Raw genomic sequence first — 20,759 nt, 5'->3', positions numbered from 1 at the left:
TTGCTGTATTAACACGATATTTTCAATCTTTTTGTACAATATTGCTACTTATTGTTTATAGATAGCTTACCGATATGATATTTAGTTTTGGAGGCATTTTCATGAATAACTTATTATGATACACTAAGGATAGAAAAAACTGATACAGAAAAGGTGTTTGATCAGGTTGCGCCTTGGTTTTATTGTGGTTTCTAAGAGGGAGCGCCTACATCCTTTCTGCAAATCTTAGGGTATAAGGAAGGTAAAAATGAGTAACAGACAAACTACTACAGATGTTATCTTAATTGGTGCCGGAATCATGAGTGCAACTTTAGGAACATTCCTAAAAGAGTTAGCGCCAGACTGGAAAATTAAAGTATATGAAAAGCTTGATAAATCAGGGGAAGAAAGTTCAAACGAATGGAACAATGCAGGTACAGGACACTCTGCACTTTGTGAACTGAATTACACGCCTGAAAAAGCGGATGGTTCAATCGATATTACGAAAGCAATCCATGTAAATGAACAGTTCCAATTATCAAGACAATTTTGGTCATTCCTTGTAAACAATAATCTTATCAGCAATCCTCAAGAATTTATTATGCCACTGCCACATATGAGTTTAGTGCAAGGCGAAAAAAATGTTGAATTTCTAAAGAAACGTTTTAAAGCGCTTTCTGAACATCCATTATTCCAAGGTATGGAGTTTTCAGATGATGCAGAGAAGCTAAAAGAGTGGATTCCAGTCATCATGAATGAGCGCGCATCAAGCGAACCGATTGCGGCTACAAAAATTGACTCTGGAACAGATGTAAACTTCGGTGCTTTAACACGTATCCTTATTGAACAATTGCAAGGACAAGGTGTAGAAGTAAACTATAAACATACGGTTGATACCATTAAACGTACAAGCGATGGTTTATGGGAAGTTAAAGTGCATAGCGAAGATGGCAAAATCGAATATCAAACAGCGAAATTCATCTTTATCGGTGCAGGCGGCGGCAGCTTGCCATTACTACAAAAAACAGGCATTCCTGAAAGTAAGCATGTAGGCGGTTTCCCTGTTAGCGGTTTATTCTTAGTATGTAACAACCCTGACATCGTGGAACAACACCATGCGAAAGTGTATGGTAAGGCAGCAGTAGGTGCGCCTCCTATGTCAGTTCCACATTTAGATACACGCTATATCGACAACAAAAAGTCTTTATTATTCGGACCGTTTGCAGGATTCTCTCCAAAATTCCTAAAAACAGGCTCCAATATGGACTTAATTGGTTCTGTCAAACCAAACAATGTATTTACAATGTTAGCAGCAGGGGCAAAAAACCTTTCACTAACAAAATATCTTGTTGAACAATTAATGTTATCTAAAGAACAACGCATTGAAGAATTGCGAGACTTTGTACCAAATGCGAAAAGCGAAGACTGGGATATTGTCGTAGCTGGCCAACGTGTTCAAGTCATCAAAGATACTGAAAAAGGCGGCAAAGGTACATTGCAATTCGGTACTGAAGTTATCACGGCTGAAGACGGTTCTGTTGCAGCATTATTAGGTGCATCTCCAGGTGCTTCTACTGCTGTTCACGTAATGCTAGAAATCATTGATAAATGTTTCCCAGAACAAAAGAAAGAATGGGAACCAAAAATCAAAGAAATGATTCCTTCTTACGGTATCAAACTAGGGGAAAACCCAGAGTTGTTCAACAAAATCTTTGCTGACACAACAAAAGCTCTTCGTTTAGATGCAGAGAACAACTAGGATCATTTAGAATAATAGATTTATAGAAAAGCTTCTCACTTAAGTGAGGAGCTTTTTTTATTTATCACATTCTTTTGCTTACACCATCGATAGTTTAACTTGTTTTTTAATAACTCGTATTTTTGGTGTTAGGTCTTAATGACCGAAATGAGAATTTACGTTGACAATTGAGAATGAGAATTGTTATCATTTTAAATGAAATTGAAAATCATTATCATTTAAAATACAATCTAGCGGAGGGAAAGCAGTTTGAGAAAAGTAATCATACCTATGATGGCGGCTGTCACACTATTAACAGCAGCATGCCAGGCAGATTCAACGAATGAGAAGACAAAAGAAAGTAGTGAGCAAAAAGTAGAAGTAAAGAAAACGGCTGTCAAAGCAAAAGAAAGTATTCAACCACAAGATGGTGTAAATGAGAAAGTGCTGAAGGAAACTTTGAGTAAATTGCCGGTTGAAGTTCCTGAAAAAGTAATTACAACTTCCGTTCCTATTGCAGAAATGCTACATCTGCTAGGTATTACACCAGTTGGAGTACCGCAATCAACAAATCCACTTCCAAAAGATTTTGAAAGTATTAAAAAGATAGGTTCGCCTATGCAGCCTGATCTAGAAGTCATCTCTAGTTTGAAGCCAGATTTAATTCTTGGCTCGGATTCGTTACAAAGTACGCTAGATAAAAGTTTGAATGGAATGGATTTAAAGGCTGCATATTTACCAACTGAATCATTAGATGACTTAAAAGTAAGCTTTAAAACATTGGGGACTTATTTTGATAAAAAAGATGAAATGAATAAAGTGTTGAATAATATTTCAGCAAAAGAAAGTGAATTATCTAATGTAGCAAAAGGAAAGGATAAGCCGAGCGTTATGCTCATGATTGGCACTTCTGATTCCTTTATGGTAATGAGTGAAGAATCATATCTAGGAAGTCTGGTGAAGAAAACTGGTGCAGATAATATTGCCTCATCCGTCTTTCATGTGAAAGATACCTATTCGCCCATCAACATGGAAAAAGTAGCAGCAGCAGACCCTGATGTCATTTTAGTTTTAGCATCTGGGGATCATGGGGCTCCGAAAGATATGTTTAAAAAGGAAGCAGCAAATAATAAAGTTTGGAAAAATTTAAGTGCCTTTAAAAATGACAAGGTTCATATGCTGGATTACAGCACATTCGGGGTTACATCCATTGACCATGTTGGGAAGGCCTTAACAGATGTCTCAAAATACTTATATCGATAAGAAAGAGGATTAGCAGTGAAAAGAAATACAAAAAGCTGGAATATCATTCTTTTTACATATGTACTTGTTGCTGTCGCAGCCATTCTTTCCATTGGAATAGGGAGTGTATATGTACCTGTGCCAGCTATTTTAAAAACAATATTCGGCTCCCATCCAGAAGCAGTAAACGAAACTATCATTATGGATATCAGATTGCCTCGTGTATTGCTGGCATTGATAATCGGTGCAAATATAGCCATCTCAGGTGCGTTGCTGCAAGCGGTTATGGGAAACCCTCTTGCTGATCCGGGGTTAACTGGCGTTACGAGTGGTGCATCTGCAGCAGTCTTGGTCATTATGTTGATTTTGCCGCAATATACAAACCTAATACCAGTAGCTGCTTTCGCTGGCGGAATATTCGCTGCCTCCATTGTTTACGCATTAGCATGGAAAAAATCCGGAATATCTCCTATTACCATTATCTTATCGGGTGTAGCTGTGAACGCACTATGTGGAGGGATAGTAGGATTTATGTCTATTTTGTATAGTGATAGATTACCGTCAGCCATTCAATGGTTGAACGGTAGTTTGGCAGCAAAAGGGAGCAATGCTTTATTCATGATACTTCCTTACGCGCTGGTTGGCTGGATTCTATCTATCTTTGCTGTCAGAAAGGCTAACATCATTCGGCTTGGCGATCAGGTGGCGGCTAATCTCGGGGATAATGTACATCGCACTCGAATATGGCTTTCCTTGCTAGCAGTTTTCTTGGCCGCAATTTCTGTAGCTGCTGTTGGCATGATTGGTTTCGTAGGGCTTATTGTTCCGCATATGGCGAGATTGATAGTAGGGTCTGATTATAAAGTTTTGTTGCCGATGAGTACAGCGCTTGGTGCACTGGTATTGCTTGTAGCAGATACGGGAGGGAGAACGTTATTCGCACCGCTTGATATACCAGCAGGCATCCTAATGGCTGTCATCGGCGGACCCTATTTCCTATATTTAATGAGAAAGCGGGCGTTTTAACAATGCTAACACTTGATTCCATATCGATTCGATATGAAAGGAAAGAGGTTGTTCACAATGTCTCTTTCTCTGTAAAACAAGGGGAGGTTGTCTCCATTATTGGCCCGAATGGCTCAGGGAAATCGACCATATTAAAAGCCATCACAGGTTTCATTTCTTCCCATACTGGCACTATCACTTTTGAACAGAAGGAAATTCAACAATATACAACTAAGCAAATCGCTCAAAATATTTGTATGCTTAGCCAAAAGAATCAAGCTCCAAATGACATGTTAGTGAAGGATTTGGTGGCTTATGGAAGATATCCTCACAAAAAGTGGTTTGAACGATTGAATCATGAAGATCAGGATATTGTTCATTGGTCGCTTGAAAAAACACATTTAGCAGACTATAAGGATCGAATGCTAGCATCCTTATCTGGAGGAGAAGCACAAAGGGCATGGATAGCAATGGCTCTTGCGCAGCGCCCGAAACTTTTGCTGCTAGACGAACCCACTACATACTTAGATATAGCACATCAGCATGAAGTTCTAGAATTAGTAAGAGAACTGAATGAAGACATGGGCATTACAGTCATGATGGTCTTACATGATCTAAATCAGGCATCACGTTATAGTAATCACCTTATCGTCGTACAGAATGGGCGCAAGATAATGGAAGGAACGCCGAATCAAGTGATGACATCAGATATGCTACGTGATGTCTATAATATGGAAGCGGAAGTAGTCTCTATGTCAAAAGAAGAGGCACCACGTATTCATTTATTGAATACAATCAGGCAAAAATGAAAGGATGAATAAAATGACAAAAACAATTGATTTAGAGAAACATAAAAATAATTATCTTCAGTTTATGAAATCACGCAAAAATGTAATGCTCTGTATGATGGATGAGGTCGGGAAGCCATTTAGTAGCTACGCCCCTTTTGTTATGGTTGACGGTAAATTCTATATTTATATTAGTAAAATTGCAGAACATTATCGCTTGCTTGAACGTAATTCTGTGATTGATGCCATGTTTATTGCAGATGAGGCAATGACGCCCAATAAATTTGCTACAGAAAGAGCTCGTTTTGCATGTAATCCGAGGAATATTGGGAACGAACAGCATGAGGATATATTTGCTCTTTTTAACGAAGACCATGGGCAAAATTTAATGGATGTACTTCGAGGGTTAGACTTTTCTCTATTTGAGCTAACACCTCAAAACGGCAGGTATGTAGTAGGCTTTGGAATGGCCTTTGACTTAGATGTTAAGGGAGAATCATTTGTACATGTAGTAGTAGATAAGAAGCAATAGTCTTGCCGTTTCAAGCATATTGTTGTAAACGGCAGTAACCCTATAAGTTGCCAAAAAGCTCAAGCCACCCCCTCGGTTTGAGTTTTTTTATATGGTTGAATATATTTGTCGATTTATGTTTGAATTTATAAAGCTTTAGCCCTTTTCTACCGATATAATAGTAGTTGACTCTTTGGGAAAGGATTATGGTGCTAAATTTGAACAGATTATTTCAGTTAAATAGTATTAGAAAGAAAATTGTATTTGGCTTTTCAATTGTGATAGCCCTTGTTGTAATATTGGGTGTATTTAATATTCTTGCCATTCAAGCACTCAATAAAAATACGAATGATATGGTTAAGAAGGAAATTCCCTTGTTAAAACTTGATGAGCAAATGGCTTTAAATATGTCTGAAAGAACTTCATTAATCCGAGGGTATATTTTGTATGGAGATTCAAGCTTAAAGGATGAGTTCAAGAGCCAAATAGATGAAAGTATCGCACTTGAGAATAAATTGCTGAAGTTAAGCAACTCCACACAAGTCAAATCCTTAATTGATAAAAAGGTGACGTGGGGGGAACAAATAAATCGTGTGATTGAAGAGTATGATAACGGCAATAAAGAAGAAGCAAAGAGAATCATGGCGACAGAAGTAAAGCCGCTTGAAAAAGAAATTATGGATGGCTTTAAACAATTATCAAAGGATAGAGAAGAGAAGATAGCCAAAGATGGTGAAGAATTCGCTTCATACGGTACATCCTCACTTATATTTATATTAATCCTTACGGCTGTTGCGGCTATTGCTGCAGTGTTAATTGAAATTAAAACCGTACGCGTTATTTCCCGTCCTATCATTGGTTTAGTAGCTAGAGTGAAAGAAATGGCTAAGGGTGATTTAAGCCAAGAAAAAATAGAACCTACATCGAATGATGAAATTGGAGAACTAATCCTAGCGACGAATGAGATGAACGAAAATACAAGACTAGTCTTGGAAAAAATCAACTCTTTATCTAATGTTGTGGCAAGTAGAAGCGAAGAATTAACACAGTCTTCGATGGAAGTCAGAACGGGTACTGAACAGATTGCCACAACTATGCAAGAGCTTGCTTCTGGTGCTGAAACGCAAGCAGATAGTGCGAGCAACTTAGCTATGATTATGGGATCTTTTGTTGAAAAGGTAGAAGAAACAAATGAAAATGGTAGTCTCATTCAACAAAACTCTGAAAAAGTACTTTCATTAACAGAGCAAGGGACTTCACTAATGACATCAACTACTGAGCAAATGGCTAAGATTGACCAACTGGTAAAAGATGCGGTAATGAAAGTCCAAAGCTTAGATCATCGTTCACAGGAAATTACTACTTTAATATCTGTTATTAAAGATGTAGCAGACCAAACGAACCTACTTGCCCTAAACGCGGCGATTGAAGCGGCAAGGGCAGGGGAACATGGTAAAGGTTTCGCTGTTGTTGCAGAAGAAGTAAGAAAACTGGCAGAACAAGTAGCACTTTCAGTAAATGATATAACAGGCATAATTACAGCAATCCAAAGTGAATCAGGCAGTGCGGTATCATCCTTGCAAGCAGGATATACAGAAGTAGAACAAGGAACAATTCAAATAGAAAATACAGGTATGACATTCAATGAAATCAATGGTGCAGTCACTGAAATGGGACAAAACATCCGTACGGTGTCTGGGAACTTGTCAGAGATTAAACGCCACACACTTTCAATGAATGCGTCTATTGATGAGGTTGCTTCTGTTGCTGAGGAAGCAGCCGCAGGAGTAGAACAAACAGCAGCTTCCGCACAGCAAGCTAGTAGTTCAATGGAAGAAGTAGCCGACAGTTCAAAACATCTTGCAACATTAGTAGATGAACTGAATGAATTGGTTAGCCGCTTCAAGATTTAATAAAGAAGAAAAGGAAGGCGCTGTTATAAGCTCCTTCCTTTTTGATTTGATTTTTATTATCGCTATCTCTTACTTATTTTACTTCCACTAGACCTTTTCCTTCATGAATGTACTGTATACCTTCTTCACACACGCCAAGAGAACGCCAAGAACAGGTTGCACAGACGGTTCCAATATCGAGCGGAACTACATTCTTTTTAACAAGTGCTTCAATGTCGGACCACGAAATAGATTGTCCATATTGAAGGCCGAGTTTATCTAAAATAGCTTGATCCATTTTATAAATATCTTGGTCTTGGCAATGATATTCCCCGGATTCTGGAAATTTATCACACAGATGGTCAGGGCCTTTGACAACTTGAATTAAAGTGCTTGGCTCTTTTCTTAATGTTTGATGGAGCTTAGTCATATTTTCCACGTATTCCTCTGAATACCCCATTCCTCTATAGCCAAGAAGGCAAAAGAGGTGATGGCCGCGTAGCTTGTACATCGTCGTTTCCTCCTAAAGTATTAGTTAACCTATTATAACAAATGGTTAACAATTAGCTATTTAATTTCCGTTGAAATAGAAATTTGAGACGCCAGTTTAAGAGAGCTGAAGGAATGAAGGGTAAGACTGCATTTCGTCCATTAGCCAGCAGTGGATTTGACCACTGGGAGGCCCAGCCGATTTGGCGGGAAACTTGAATGACTTTTTTTGTATGGTCTACACGTTCCTCTTCATATTCTTGGAGCGCATCTTCTAAATCGAAGTGACGTAATGCATTAGCGAGTGTTACGGCGTCTTCGATTGCTTGGCCTGCTCCTTGACCCATATTAGGAGTTGTCGCATGTGCAGCATCACCTAACAAGACTACTCGGTCAAATACAAATCTCGAGATAGGTTTAAGATCATAAATATCATGATGAAGGAAAAGCTCATCTTTTGTTTGTTGAATCATTTCAGCAACGTTTGGCGGGAAGTTTCTGAAATGATAGGAGACTTCACGCTGAGTCAAAGTGGCAAAAAAGTGACTTTTTTCTGCTGCTTTCATGCATGCAAACCAGTATAGTTGGTTGCCAATCATCGGGGCGAATCCGACTCTGCCTTCAGAACCCCAAATCTCATAGGATGTTTGCTCATCAATTAATCCATTGTTCTCTGTAATGCCGCGCCAACATGTATAACCAGCATAGCGAGGAACACTATTAGGAATGTAGCTTTTTCGGATGAGGGAATGGATACCATCTGCTGCAATAAGAAGATCTGCCTCCACTTTTTCGCCATCATCAAATGTTGCGGTGACTTGATGGTCATCTTGTTCTACCTGCACTAACCGTTTGTTGAATGAAATCCATTCCTTAGGGATATGGTGATAAAGGATTTCATGTAGCTTTCCTCTATGAATCGTAATATTTTCTTGCCCATATTTATTTTTTATTTTTTTAAAATCAATCGAGTTCAAGATTTTGCCGTCTTTATTAAGAAATAGCTGTGTAGTGAGTGGTGTACCATATGCGAGTACATCTTCACCAATACCAAGCCCCATCAATGCTTCTAGTGCATTGGAGCCAATACCGATACCTGTACCTAGCGGCTTGAATTCGGCCGCTTTCTCATAAAGATGCACCTCTGCCAGCTTTGAAAGAGCGAGGGCTGCTGTAAAGCCACCAATACCACCACCGATAATAATAATCTTCATGTAGCTCCCTCCCTTGTTTTTGTATGTTAATATATGACATATTATAGCACGAGATAGAAGTACTGCATGACTTGGTTGTTTCAAATGGTAATATGCCTTAAGATAAAGGAATGATAAGAAGTGAGGAGTTTTTAAATGGAAAATAACGATATCCTAATTAGGCTTCGATATGCCTTGAATCTTAAAAACCAAGAAATGAAAGAGATTTTTAAATTGGGAGGCAAAGAATTTACACAAGAGGAGATTCTTAAGATTCTTACAAAGACTTCCGAAGAGGAAACAGATGATAGCCAATTGAAAGTAAATGATAAAATGATGGCATTCTTTCTAAATGGCCTTGTAACATTCAAAAGGGGCAAACAAGATCCGAAACCGGGACAAGCGCCAGAAGCTCCCCAAGTAAAAGAACATGTCAATAATATGCTATTGAAAAAGGTAAAGGTTGCTTTGCAGCTGACGACTGAAGATATGCTCGACATTTTAGATGATGGCGGAATTGCTGTGTCAAAAGGAGAGCTTGGGGCTATTCTAAGGAAAGCAGGACATCGTAATTATAAAGAGTGTGGCGACAATTTCGCGCGGAAGTTCTTAAAGGGCTTAACGATTAGATTAAGAGGGTAACAAGCAAAAAGCGTCTAATGACGCTTTTTGTTTTGCACAGATATTTACATTCCATTTATGGAAGACGGAAAAAACGTCTCGTATTTTCTGTGGCTTGCTGAGCAAGTTCTTCAACAGATACGCCCCTATATTTAGCAACTTCCGATACAATATGCGGAAGGAAGGCTGGTTCATTTCTGCCGTTTTTAGGTTTTGGCGTCAGTGTGCGAGGTGTCAGATAAGGTGCATCTGTTTCCACCATTAAGCGATGTAGTGGAATGAATTTTACTGCCTCCTGCAACTCTTTCCCACGCCTCTCATCGCAAATCCAACCTGTTAAACCAATATGGAAGCCCAACTCTACATATTGCTGCACTTCTTCAGCGCTCCCTGTAAAACAATGAACAACAGAACGGTTAATCAAGTCTTGGTGGTTGTCCATTATTTCTAAAAACCGCTGATGAGCATCCCTTACATGAAGAAAGAGAGGCAAGTCCATTTCCCGTGCAAGGTTTAATTGGGCAATAAAGCAGTCCTCCTGTATATCTTGAGGTGAGTACATACGATTGAAATCAAGACCGCATTCACCGATAGCCACCACTTCTTGATGGTTAGCCAATCCACGTAACTGTTCTATTGACTGTCCATTAAATTCAGAAGCATCGTGTGGATGGATACCCGCTGTGGAAAAAAGAGTGTTAGGGAATTCTTTTGCCAATCGAAGGCTTTTTTGGCTTCCTTTTATGCTTGAACCAGTCAGAATCATATGAGTGACTCCACTTGAAACCGCACGTTCTACGACTTCTTGTGTATCCTTTGAAAAACGCTTGTCCGCAAGATTAAGCCCAATATCTATTAATGAGTCCATGTTATCCCTCCTAAAAGCTTACCTCTATTTTACCCTAGATGATAAGGGATGTTTAATCGTTTACTCTGCTTGAGTTACTTCTGGTTTGTTTCGATTACAGTTAGCATTAACCTGTTTCCTCCCCTAAGGCTTATTGAGGCTCCTCAAATTCGGTGATGGCTTTGTGATGGACTTTGTGCCTTGTTGGGATATTGATAAGGGGCAAAACTTACTCTTTCGAGAATAGTGGATAGTAAAATAGAATCATTTTATATAAAACAATAACAAAAAATACTGTATATTGCTAAAATAGTATAATAAAAGGAAGATATTGGAGGGGATTCTATTTATGAAAAAGATAGCATTAGCAGCAGCCACAACGGCAATGTTGCTATCTTCAGTTGGAACAACCGAGGTAACACCAGCATCAGCCGCAACAACTGTGCAACTAAAAGATGGTGTACTCGTAAATAAGGCAACAGGTAAGGCAGTAGAGGGGTACAAAGTATATAATGGTTGCTTATACAAAAATGGTTCACTAGCACCTGGCTATGTTAAATATGGCAGTGGGAAAAATTTAAAACTATACCATAATGGTAGGCTTAAAAAAGGTTACTATAGAACAAAGGATGATAAATATCAGTTCCTAGATGGATCATTGATTCCAGGTAAAGATTTTTATGACAATGGCCTAGAAGAACTTTATTACCAAGATGGTGTTTTAACAAAGCGAATATATGTCAATCCTTCAGATGGTAAACTATATGAAAATACGAAGCTGAAAAAAGGCGATTATGTTATTCATAGCTTTGATGATGATGATAATCCTCATTTGAATCTTTATACCAATGGCATTTTATCGAAAGGCTATCATTTTGCCGATTATAAAAAGAAAATGTATTTATTTAAAGACGGACACATTTCTCTTGCTACCCTTTATAAGGGCAAATTGTACCAAGATGGGCTTCCAGCACCAAAGAATAAAGTTATCTCAGATGGGAAAGACACGTATTATTACAATGATGCGCTAGCAAATGGTGCTATCAAAGAGTACGTTTATAAAAATGGGAAGAGAGTACGCAATATAACGGCACAAAAATTCTTAGACAAATTAGCAGAAGTCCAAAAGCTAAGCGCGGCGACAGAAGTGAACTCCGTAGCGTTAAATGCAAAAATAGCCAATTTATTAACCTACTATACGGAAAATTACGAAACAATTTACCAAAGCTATACAGTGTACGAGAAAGTGACAACATTAACATCGAAACTAAATGATTTAAAAGAAATTGTAGGGAAGCTAGATCATACAGAAGCAACAATAGCGAATGATAAAGCAGTTAGAGAAAAATTAGGCTCTTTATATGATAAACAAAGGCTTAAACATGTTAATGGGGACATTTTAGACGGCGAATATAAAGGTAATATTTACAAGAAGGGCCGTTTGATGGGTTCGCGTGAAAATGTCGACCTAAAGAATACCACTGCAGCATATAAAAAATTGTCTACTGATAAATCAGCGACAATGCAACAAACAATCGGTGCTCTAACAGCACAAGTAATGGCGGCAAAGTCAGTCTTAGCAGCAGCAAAAGCACCAAAATATCCAAATTTAAAATTTAATACGCCTCAGGCAGAAGAAGTACTACGTGATAGCTTAATACAGCGTCGTGCACTAATAAAAAAAGCAGCGCAACAACATGAAACAGTAAATACCGCTACTTTAGAAAACGAACTTCTTGCAGGTTTTACAGAGCTTGGCGAAAAAATATCGTTTGAACAAGCTTCAACTACAGCAACGTACAAACCACTTGCTGCGGGGGAAGTTGCAAAGGGAACATTTGATGACAAGGGATTTGCATATTACGCTATTAATGTCGATCAAGTAGAAGGAAACTATTACTTTGTTGGAAATCATGAAGTGTCAAATCTAGCTTTTTGGATGAGTGACACAAAAGAAGCAATCAACGATAGTGATGAAGAAGTTGCGAAAAAATTACGCTATCTCGAAAAAGGTGTTTACTATGTAGCGATAAAAGGAAAACCAAATGCACCATACCGCTTCAAACTATACCAACAAACATATAACTATACGACAATGAAAGAACTTCCTTCTGGTCCAAATGCTTTAAGTACGCCTAGAGTAAAATTACCGTATTACCAATATTCAACCCCTTCAGTTGATATCAACCTAACAACGGATGAACATATCATGTTGTATGGCGTATCAAACGAAGATCCATTTAAAAGAACGGTTGAAAATATTGTGTTGACGAATAAAAAAACAGGTAAAACATATCCAGTCGTTCATATTTCGACAACACACTTCTCATCAAATGCACCAAACGGCAAGTATTCATTGTCGATTATACCTACTCAAAAAGGTGTTCCAGGACATGTGGGGATTCGCTACGAAACGACACCCCATTTAAAAATCAATAAACCAAATCAAGAAAGTCGTTTTTATACACTGAACGTTAAAAAAGATACGAAATTTAAATTTGAGCTAACGGGTTCTGGAAAAATGCTATTATACGATCACAACCATCACCTAGTGAAAAAAGCAACAATCGCAAATGGAACTGATAAACGGGAGTTTGTCTATACCGTGAAAAAAGGCCGTTATAGCCTCAAAGCTCCTTTGACTATTAAAGTTACACCGAAATAAAAGGTATTCGCTAATTAAATTAGTAGAAAAGGAGAATCTTGTGTAAAGATTCTCCTTTTCTATAGATAGTAAAATAGAATCATTTTATATAAAGTTAATAACAAAATATACTTTATTTTGGTAAAGTGGTATAACAAAAGGAATGTGCTGGAGGGAGTTCTATTTATGAAAAAGATAGCATTAGCAGGAGTCGCAACAGCGATGTTACTGTCATCGGTCGCGGCAACTGAGGCAACACCAGTATCAGCAGCCACGACAACTGTACAATTAAACAAAAAAGGTGTACTCGTAAATAAGGCAACAGGTAAGATTGTGAAAGGATATAAAGTATTTAATGGTGACTTATACAAAAATGGTTCATTAGCACGCGGTCGCGTTAAATATGGGAGTGGGAAAAATTTAAAACTGTACCGTAATGGTCACCTTCAAAAAGGTTACTATATCACACGGGATTTTAAATATTTTTTTAGAAATGGAAAATTAGTACCAGGTAAAACTCTAGAAGATAGTAACTTGAATGACTGTTATTATCAAGATGGTGTTTTAACAAAGCGTATTTATGTTAAATCAGACGGGAAATTATATGAAAATACAACTCTGAAAAAAGGCGATTATGTTATTCGTGACTTGGACGATGACTATGAAGATGTGGAGCGTATGACGCTTTATACAAATGGTATTTTATCGAAGGGCTATCATTTTGCCGACTATAAAAAGATAACGTATTTATTTAAAGATGGTCGCATTCAACAAGCATCACTTTATAAAGGAAAACTATATAAAAATGGCAAACCAGCACCAAAAAATGAAGTCATTTCAGACGGGAAGGACACCTATTATTACAATGATGCGCTAGCGGATGGCGTTATTAATGATTACCTATATGAAAATGGCAAGAAATTATATAATGCAACGGTAAAAAACTACTTAGACAAATTAGCTGAAATCAAGAAACTAAGTATAGCACTAACGATAGATTCAAAAGTGTTAAATACAAAGCTGGCAGAGTTTTTAGCCTACTATACTGAACATTATTATGCGATTTATCAAAACTATCTAGTGTGCGATGATGAGGATTGTTCAGAGGAACCAGCTTATAAAATATTAACAGCGCAATTCAATGATTTAAAAGAAATTGTAGGGAAGCTAGATCATACAGATGCAACCATGGCAAATGATAAAGCCATCAGAGAAAAATTAGACTATTTATATGATAAACAAAGCATTCATAGCGCAAATGGTGAGATTTTGAATGGGGAATACAAAGGGAATATTTATACTAACGGCCGTTTAATTGGTTCGCGTGAAGATGTTGCCTTAAGCGCTGCTACTTCGACATATAAAGGATTGTCTACTGATGAGTCGGCGACGATGCAACAGAAAGTCGATGCTTTAACATCGCAAGTAAAGGCGGCAAATGATGTGTTTACATCCGCAAAGGCACCCGAATACCCTTATACATCATTTAATACGCGTGAAGCCGAGGAAGTGCTCCGCGAAAGTCTAATTCAGCGTCGTGCCCTTATAAAAAAAGCAGTACAACAACAAGTTTCAGTGAATACAGCTGCTTTAGAAGAAGAACTTCTCGCTGGCTTCGCTGAGCTTGATGAAAAAATAACATTTAATCAACCCTCTACCACAGCAACGTACAAACCACTAGCGGTGGATGAAGTCGCAACAGGAACATTTGATGACGATGGCTATGCATATTTTGCCATCACGATCGATCAAGTAGAAGGGAACTATTACTTAACTGGAAATGCGGATGTACCAGAACTTTCTTCTTGGATCAGTAATGCAAAAGAAACAATCAATGGTGCGGATGAAGCGGTGGGGAAAAAATTACGGTATCTTGAAAAAGGTGTTTATTATATGGCCGTGCAAGGCAAACCCAATGCATCTTACCGTTTCAAACTATATCAAAGAACGTATAACTATACGACAATGGCTGAACTTCTTTCTGGCCCAAATGCTTTAAGGACGCCTAGGGTGAAATTACCGTATTACCAATATTCAACACCATCCATTGATATCAACCTAACAACTGATGAACATATCATGCTGTATGCAGTATCAAACGAAGATTCATTTAAAAAAACAATTGAAAATATTGTGCTGACGAATAAAGCAACGGGCAAAACATATCCAGTCGTGCGTATTTCGACAACATTCTTCTCATCAAATGCGCCAAATGGCAAGTATTCATTGTCGGTAACACCTACGAAAAAAGGCGTTCCTGGGCATGTGGGCATACGCTATGAAACATCACCACATTTAAAAATCAATGAACCGAACAAAGGTAGCTATTTTTACACATTGAATGTCAAAAAAGATACAAAATTTAAATTTATGTTAACCTCAAAATATGGTCAAGCATACTCTGATGAAAAGATGCGCTTATACGATCATAATCATCACCTAGTAAAAGCTGTAACACTTGCAGAAGGAACCAAGCAACGTGAGTTTGTCTATACCGTGAAAAAAGGACGTTATAGCATTACTGGAGAAATGATTATTACAGCTACTTTGAAATAAACGCTTTCATTAATTAAATTAGTAGAAAAGGAGAATCTTGCGCAAAAAGATTCTCCTTTTCTTATGTTCAAAATTTAAAAGGAAGAATCACTCTTTATACAGAAAAAGCAGCCTCCCCATAAGGCGAAAGCTGCTTATTTAATGCTTTTTTATTGAGGTTCCTCCGCTTCGGCGATTGCTTTGGTTTGATGGACCGTTCCACGTGGATGGTTAGGAGGGGCATAGATCGAATACAGCTTAATTGGTTTGTTGCCTGTATTGGTCAGATTATGCCATGTACCAGCTGGAACAAAAAAGACATAATCATCCCGCACTGGTTGCTGGAAGTCTAAGAACTGTTTATTTTTACCCATTTGTACAAGGCCTTCGCCTTCTTCAATGCGAATAAACTGGTCTGTATGCGGATGAATCTCCAAACCAATATCTCCTCCGACTGGAATGCTCATCAGAGTAAGCTGCAAATGCTCACCGGTCCATAGCGCAGTGCGGTAGTTCGTATTTTGTTTTGTTGCTGTGTCTATATTGATAGCAAAAGGTGCTGGGCCATAATCTCTTAAATAAACATTATTCGGACTTTGGTAGGTTTGCTGGTATTGATTTTGAAACTGGTAAGGGGAGGGGCTATTCGGGTAATAGCGGTGGGTTGTTCCGCAAGACGGACAATGATAGTGATACAAAACATCATTCCTTTTTTACTATACTGTACGCTTCTTACGGAACTTTGGTGCCTATTTTAAATTAACTTTTGAAAGCTGTGTCTTCTTTACATACAGACTGCAATAGATGCTGTAACTCAGCAGTTTCTTCTTCATTAAGGGGTATTAAAGGCAAACGTACACCGCCTACTGCTATTCCTCTCAGATTCAGAGCAGCTTTTACAGGGCAAGGGTTAGGTGCGCTAAATAATCCTTTGAATACAGGGAGGAGCCTACGATGATCTGCCGCAGCTTCCATCACATCCCCGTTTTTAAACTTTTCCATCATCGCTTGCATTTCATTTCCAATAATATGGGAAGAAACGGAAATAACGCCAGTAGCACCAATCGATAGAGATGGCAGTGTTAAATGGTCTTCTCCTGTATAGACACTGAAGTCATTGGGTGTTTGCGTAATGAGTTCAGCCATTGCATCCAAGTTTCCGCTCGCATCTTTAATGGACACGATGTTATTAATCGCGGCAAGGCGAGTGACTGTTTCAACGGATAGATTGACAACACTTCTTCCAGGGATATTGTAGAGAATGATTGGTAGCTGTGTTGATTCCGCAATTGCTTTGAAGTGCTGATAAAGGCCCTCTTGTGATGGTTTATTATAGTAAGGTGCAACAAGCATAATTCCATCCACACCTATGTCTTCAGCAGACTTAGTCAGTTCAATGGATGCCCTTGTATTATTAGATCCTGTGCCTGCAATAACAGGAATCCTATGGTTTACTTCATCTACGACAAATTGAAATAAACTGATTTTCTCTGCTGTTGTGAGTGTAGGGGATTCACCTGTAGTACCAGCTATCACAATCCCATCTGAGCCGTTTTCGATAAGATAATTAATCATCTCACGAGTAGCTCTAAAGTCAATATTTCCTTGTTGGTCAAATGGGGTCACCATCGCCGTTATAATTCTTCCAAAATTCATTGCTTCTCCACTTCCTTTTCATTTTTTGGAGAAGGGCAGTATAGAAAATGACGCAAAAAAAGCAGCAACGTGACTACGTTGCTGCGAGAATTCATAAAGTCATCTCCATGCGTACGATAGCCCTCCATATAGTTTCCTACATGACAGTCCTGTGTTTATTCAACAGCAGGCCCAGCAATAGAGAAATATGAGTTTCTCTAAGCTTCGGCAAATTCCCCTTTCCACTGCAGTAGTCGGATCTCATCATCCTCTTGCAGCTTACTCATGGTTTTTGCGCCTCTATCCTTATTTCAAAAGATATTGAAATAAGTGAATATTCAATTACAGAAAGTATAGCAGTCTAGCTATGCTTTTACAAGATAGAAAGCCAAATATTATTATATTTCTCTGTTTTTAATATTGGCATTCATATTGCCAGCTGTAAGCGTATCATCAAGATTGTCTTTTTGAAGGTCATTATCGTGCTTATTAGCAGGATCGTATAGTTCTTGCTCTGTAATAGCACCACGATTTGCTTCATCTACATCGCTATCTGTGACAGAAGCATCACCAGTCGTTTCAATGCGTGCTTCCTCGCGTTTTAGATTATCAGTGACTTGTTCTGTTTCGGTCACTTGTTTTTTACCAATGACTACTTCTTCATTTACCACTGGTTTTTTCGTCACTTCAATTTGTTCTTCGACGATTGGAATACGGATGGTGTCATCTTCACCCATTGGAGCATAAGCATCTGTAGTGGCAGCTGCTTCATCAGTAACTTTTCGTCTTTCTACATACACTTCATCATGTGTGACAGGTACATTGACTGTTTGTGGTTCTTCCACAACATCTTTGTGAACTTCAACTTCACCAGTTTGTACTTGGTCTTTTTCAACATCAAGTTGTTCTTTGCGCAGTTTTAATGTTTGCTCATCTGCTACTGTATTATTAACATCCACTGTATCATTAGTAGCTACTGTGGTATCAAGACCTACATTTGCCTCTTGGTTGTCTACTGGTGTTAGTGGGTCAGCAGTGCCTAGAAGCGTATCATCTTCTTTGTTTGCTAAAAGTAGAATGCGGCCATCGTTAATATCGCGTTCGTAGCGACGAGCAGATTCTTCATCAAAGCCAAGTGTTAAGAAATATTCGTAATAAGATGCATGGTCCACATCTGTGTGGAAATCACCTTTAAATACTGCTGCTAGGCGATCGAAGAAACCTTCATCTTCTTCCATATTTCGACCGCCGACATCTTCTGTTAGTACGCCTGTTTCATTTTTTACGACTGATGGAGCAGAAGGGAAGTTTGTTGTATTAAGGGCAATTGAGAAATCGTCAGTTGCATATCCTTTTTGGCGATATTCATCAATAGCTTTAATCACTTCCGCGCTTGAGTTATAAATTCCTAATACTTTTTTATCCATGTGTATTACCTCCATTATTTGTTTCATTTTTTTGATATGCGATTACAACATAAATATACCCGAATCTCTTTCATCGAAACGCTTAAGCATAAAAGAATGTTTGTTTTAGAATTAGTAAAATGTGACAATGATAAAGAAGATAAACGCTAAAGAAAGGTGCTTATATATATGAAAAAAGCCGTATTTTTAGATCGTGATGGGGTCATTAATGAGGTACTAACCAAGCGGGTAAAGTTTGTGAACAAACCGAAAGATTTATATTTCTTGCCAGGTGTTCCTGAAGCCATAAAAAAATTGAATGCCTATTTTGATTTTGTGTTTGTGGTCACCAATCAGGGCGGTGTAGGTCTTGGATATATGAAAGAATCGGAATTGAAAAAAATCCACTTGCATATGATTGAGGAGTTAAAGAAACAGGGAGCCCATGTGGATGAGGCAGTCTATTGTCCACATAAACCAAAAGCTGGTTGTGCTTGCCGGAAGCCTAACAGCAAGTTAATTGAAGACCTAGCAACAAAATATGAAGTTGACTTATCAAAATCCTTTATGGTTGGTGATACCGATACAGATATAATGGCGGGGAAGAAAGCAGGGGCGAAAACAGTTTATTTAGGTGAACGCGATCCACTAGCCGATGCAGTATGTAATGACTTGAGCGAAGCGGCAGAATGGATTATAACACATCAGTAATTCCATGTTAGGAGACTAAGAGGTCGGGAGAAATTGAATTGCAGTTGTTTTTCAACGAAATAGCTATATTGAAGTTGGATCAGCGAAGACAACTCAGGGCTTACCACTACTCTTAGCAAAACGCAGCTATTCCCACTTCATCTCCACATCAAATTAGTATCTTTAAAATATACAAATCAGGGTTTTTCAGTAACCACAAAACTATTGGAGAACGTAAACTAGTAAGAGGGGCCTTCCCAGAAAGTTTCAATTCTTTGACACATGATTACTTGCAGAATACGATAAATTAGTGAAGAAATGAAAAATAGGAGGTCAATATGTATGGCAGATTTATTTGAAGAATATACCTTGAAAAACGGAGTAGCATTGCGCAACAGAGTCGTAATGGCACCAATGACGAACTACTCTGGCAATGCCGATGGAACCGTTACTGATGCGGAGGTTGCTTATTATGCACGCCGTTCAGAAGGCGTCGGTATGATTGTGACAGCCTGCACGCATGTATTAGAAAACGGTAAAGGTTTTCCAGGACAGTTTGCCGGATATGATGACAAGTTTATCCCTAGCCTAAAACGCGTGGCTGATGCGATTCATACAGGAGGAGCAAAAGCAGTGCTTCAAATTTTCCACGGAGGAAGACGTTCTATTCCAGAAGAGGTACCAAATGGCGAAATCGTAAGTGCAAGTGATGTCGCTTATCCAGACAATGCAACACCAAGACCCATGACAACTGATGAAGTAAAAGAGGCAGTCAAAGCGTATGGCGAAACAACGCGTCGTGCGATCGAAGCAGGCTATGATGGCGTTGAGATTCATGGAGCTAACACATACTTATTGCAACAATTTTTCTCTGCCCACACGAACAAAAGGACCGATGAATATGGTGGAGTAATTGAAAATCGTATGCGCTTTCCTTTAGAGGTTTTACGTGAGGTAAAACAAGTGGCTGCAACGCATGCTAAGGAAGCCTTTATCATTGGTTATCGCTTCTCACCTGAAGAACCTGAAGAAAACGGAATTACAATGGATGATACTATCCAACTTGTAGATGCTTTGGCTGCAGAAGGGCTGGATTATCTGCATGTATCGCATATGGAATTCTTCGCGAAGCCGCATCGTTTTACTGGCGACCAAGAAAAAACACGTGTCCAACTGTTAATAGAAACGATCAATGGCCGGACTGCTTTGATTGGAGTAGGATCAATTTATAGTTTCGATGATGCAGTGAAAGCATTGGAGACAGGTGTTGATCTTGTGGCATTAGGCCGCGAATTATTAATTGAACCGGATTGGGTACAAAAAGCGCAAGAAAATCCGTCATCCATTAGAACAGAAATGGATATGTCTATGCAGAAAGAATTAGCGATCCCTGACCCGATGTGGGGAGCTCTAAAAAGACCGAATTGGATTCCTGGAATGAAGGCTTGACTTGACAGAATTTTTGACAAATAGTATGCTACTAATAATGAGTTAGTTATAGAACATTTTAGCAAAGAGCTATAGCGATATGGTTTTTTGAAAAA

General features: G+C 38.6%; 17 protein-coding genes and 1 riboswitch. Of the genes, 11 read left to right on the top strand and 6 right to left on the bottom strand.

Going from position 1 to position 20,759, the window contains the following annotated elements; all coding sequences use genetic code 11:
- Window positions 1-247: 247 nt before the first annotated feature.
- From RST01_RS12595 to RST01_RS12570, 6 genes are all read left to right on the top strand, one after another.
- Entirely contained in the window at window positions 248-1,738 is a 1,491-nt protein-coding gene (locus RST01_RS12595) for a malate:quinone oxidoreductase (protein ID WP_066789854.1), read from the top strand.
- Window positions 1,739-1,987: 249 nt separating this feature from the next.
- Entirely contained in the window at window positions 1,988-2,980 is a 993-nt protein-coding gene (locus RST01_RS12590; protein WP_147197282.1) for an ABC transporter substrate-binding protein, read from the top strand.
- Window positions 2,981-2,995: 15 nt separating this feature from the next.
- On the top strand, window positions 2,996-3,985 hold the full coding sequence (locus RST01_RS12585; RefSeq protein WP_147197280.1) for a FecCD family ABC transporter permease: 990 nt from the start codon (window positions 2,996-2,998) through the stop codon (window positions 3,983-3,985).
- 2 nt (window positions 3,986-3,987) lie between these two features.
- Entirely contained in the window at window positions 3,988-4,773 is a 786-nt protein-coding gene (locus RST01_RS12580; protein ID WP_147197278.1) for an ABC transporter ATP-binding protein, read from the top strand.
- Between the two features lie 13 nt (window positions 4,774-4,786).
- A complete protein-coding gene (locus tag RST01_RS12575) occupies window positions 4,787-5,284 on the top strand; it encodes a HugZ family pyridoxamine 5'-phosphate oxidase (RefSeq protein ID WP_147197276.1) in 498 nt (165 codons plus the stop codon).
- A gap of 197 nt (window positions 5,285-5,481) precedes the next feature.
- Window positions 5,482-7,176 (top strand): methyl-accepting chemotaxis protein, encoded by a 1,695-nt coding sequence (locus RST01_RS12570; protein WP_244946719.1) that lies wholly within the window; start codon window positions 5,482-5,484, stop codon window positions 7,174-7,176.
- A 73-nt stretch (window positions 7,177-7,249) separates the two neighbouring features.
- On the opposite strand, the gene RST01_RS12565 is transcribed toward RST01_RS12570, so the two are convergent.
- Entirely contained in the window at window positions 7,250-7,666 is a 417-nt protein-coding gene (locus RST01_RS12565) for a DUF1284 domain-containing protein (protein WP_147197272.1), read from the bottom strand.
- Window positions 7,667-7,718: 52 nt separating this feature from the next.
- On the bottom strand, window positions 7,719-8,858 hold the full coding sequence (locus RST01_RS12560; protein WP_147197270.1) for an FAD-dependent monooxygenase: 1,140 nt from the start codon (window positions 8,856-8,858) through the stop codon (window positions 7,719-7,721).
- Between the two features lie 135 nt (window positions 8,859-8,993).
- Between RST01_RS12560 and RST01_RS12555 the strand changes: the two genes are divergently transcribed.
- Window positions 8,994-9,479, top strand: a complete 486-nt coding sequence (locus tag RST01_RS12555) for a YehS family protein (RefSeq protein WP_147197268.1) — start codon at window positions 8,994-8,996, stop codon at window positions 9,477-9,479.
- Window positions 9,480-9,534: 55 nt separating this feature from the next.
- Here the strand turns inward: RST01_RS12555 and RST01_RS12550 are convergent, their stop codons facing one another.
- Entirely contained in the window at window positions 9,535-10,326 is a 792-nt protein-coding gene (locus tag RST01_RS12550; protein ID WP_147197266.1) for a TatD family hydrolase, read from the bottom strand.
- Between the two features lie 328 nt (window positions 10,327-10,654).
- Here RST01_RS12550 and RST01_RS12545 point away from each other — a divergent pair, with 328 nt between their 5' ends.
- Both RST01_RS12545 and RST01_RS12540 read left to right on the top strand, forming a co-directional pair.
- Complete coding sequence (locus RST01_RS12545) at window positions 10,655-12,970, top strand: hypothetical protein (RefSeq protein WP_147197265.1); 2,316 nt, start codon at window positions 10,655-10,657, stop codon at window positions 12,968-12,970.
- A gap of 165 nt (window positions 12,971-13,135) precedes the next feature.
- Window positions 13,136-15,505 (top strand): hypothetical protein, encoded by a 2,370-nt coding sequence (locus RST01_RS12540; protein ID WP_147197263.1) that lies wholly within the window; start codon window positions 13,136-13,138, stop codon window positions 15,503-15,505.
- Between the two features lie 149 nt (window positions 15,506-15,654).
- Here the strand turns inward: RST01_RS12540 and RST01_RS12535 are convergent, their stop codons facing one another.
- From RST01_RS12535 to RST01_RS12525, 3 genes are all read right to left on the bottom strand, one after another.
- A complete protein-coding gene (locus RST01_RS12535) occupies window positions 15,655-16,182 on the bottom strand; it encodes a cupin domain-containing protein (protein WP_147197261.1) in 528 nt (175 codons plus the stop codon).
- Between the two features lie 61 nt (window positions 16,183-16,243).
- Entirely contained in the window at window positions 16,244-17,140 is an 897-nt protein-coding gene (dapA, locus tag RST01_RS12530) for a 4-hydroxy-tetrahydrodipicolinate synthase (RefSeq protein ID WP_147197259.1), read from the bottom strand.
- A 109-nt stretch (window positions 17,141-17,249) separates the two neighbouring features.
- Window positions 17,250-17,430, bottom strand: a riboswitch (Lysine riboswitch).
- A gap of 87 nt (window positions 17,431-17,517) precedes the next feature.
- On the bottom strand, window positions 17,518-18,546 hold the full coding sequence (locus RST01_RS12525; protein WP_184117570.1) for a YsnF/AvaK domain-containing protein: 1,029 nt from the start codon (window positions 18,544-18,546) through the stop codon (window positions 17,518-17,520).
- A 168-nt stretch (window positions 18,547-18,714) separates the two neighbouring features.
- On the opposite strand from RST01_RS12525, the gene RST01_RS12520 reads away from it, so the two are divergent.
- Entirely contained in the window at window positions 18,715-19,236 is a 522-nt protein-coding gene (locus tag RST01_RS12520; RefSeq protein WP_147197255.1) for a D-glycero-alpha-D-manno-heptose-1,7-bisphosphate 7-phosphatase, read from the top strand.
- 321 nt (window positions 19,237-19,557) lie between these two features.
- A complete protein-coding gene (locus tag RST01_RS12515) occupies window positions 19,558-20,664 on the top strand; it encodes an NADH-dependent flavin oxidoreductase (RefSeq protein WP_147197254.1) in 1,107 nt (368 codons plus the stop codon).
- The last annotated feature ends 95 nt before the right edge of the window (window positions 20,665-20,759 follow it).

Origin of the sequence: Rummeliibacillus stabekisii, assembly GCF_007988965.1 — a bacterium.
GTDB classification, from domain to species: domain Bacteria; phylum Bacillota; class Bacilli; order Bacillales_A; family Planococcaceae; genus Rummeliibacillus; species Rummeliibacillus stabekisii.
Note: the sequence above shows the minus strand (reverse complement) of the source record. Positions and strands in the feature narration are given on the sequence as shown.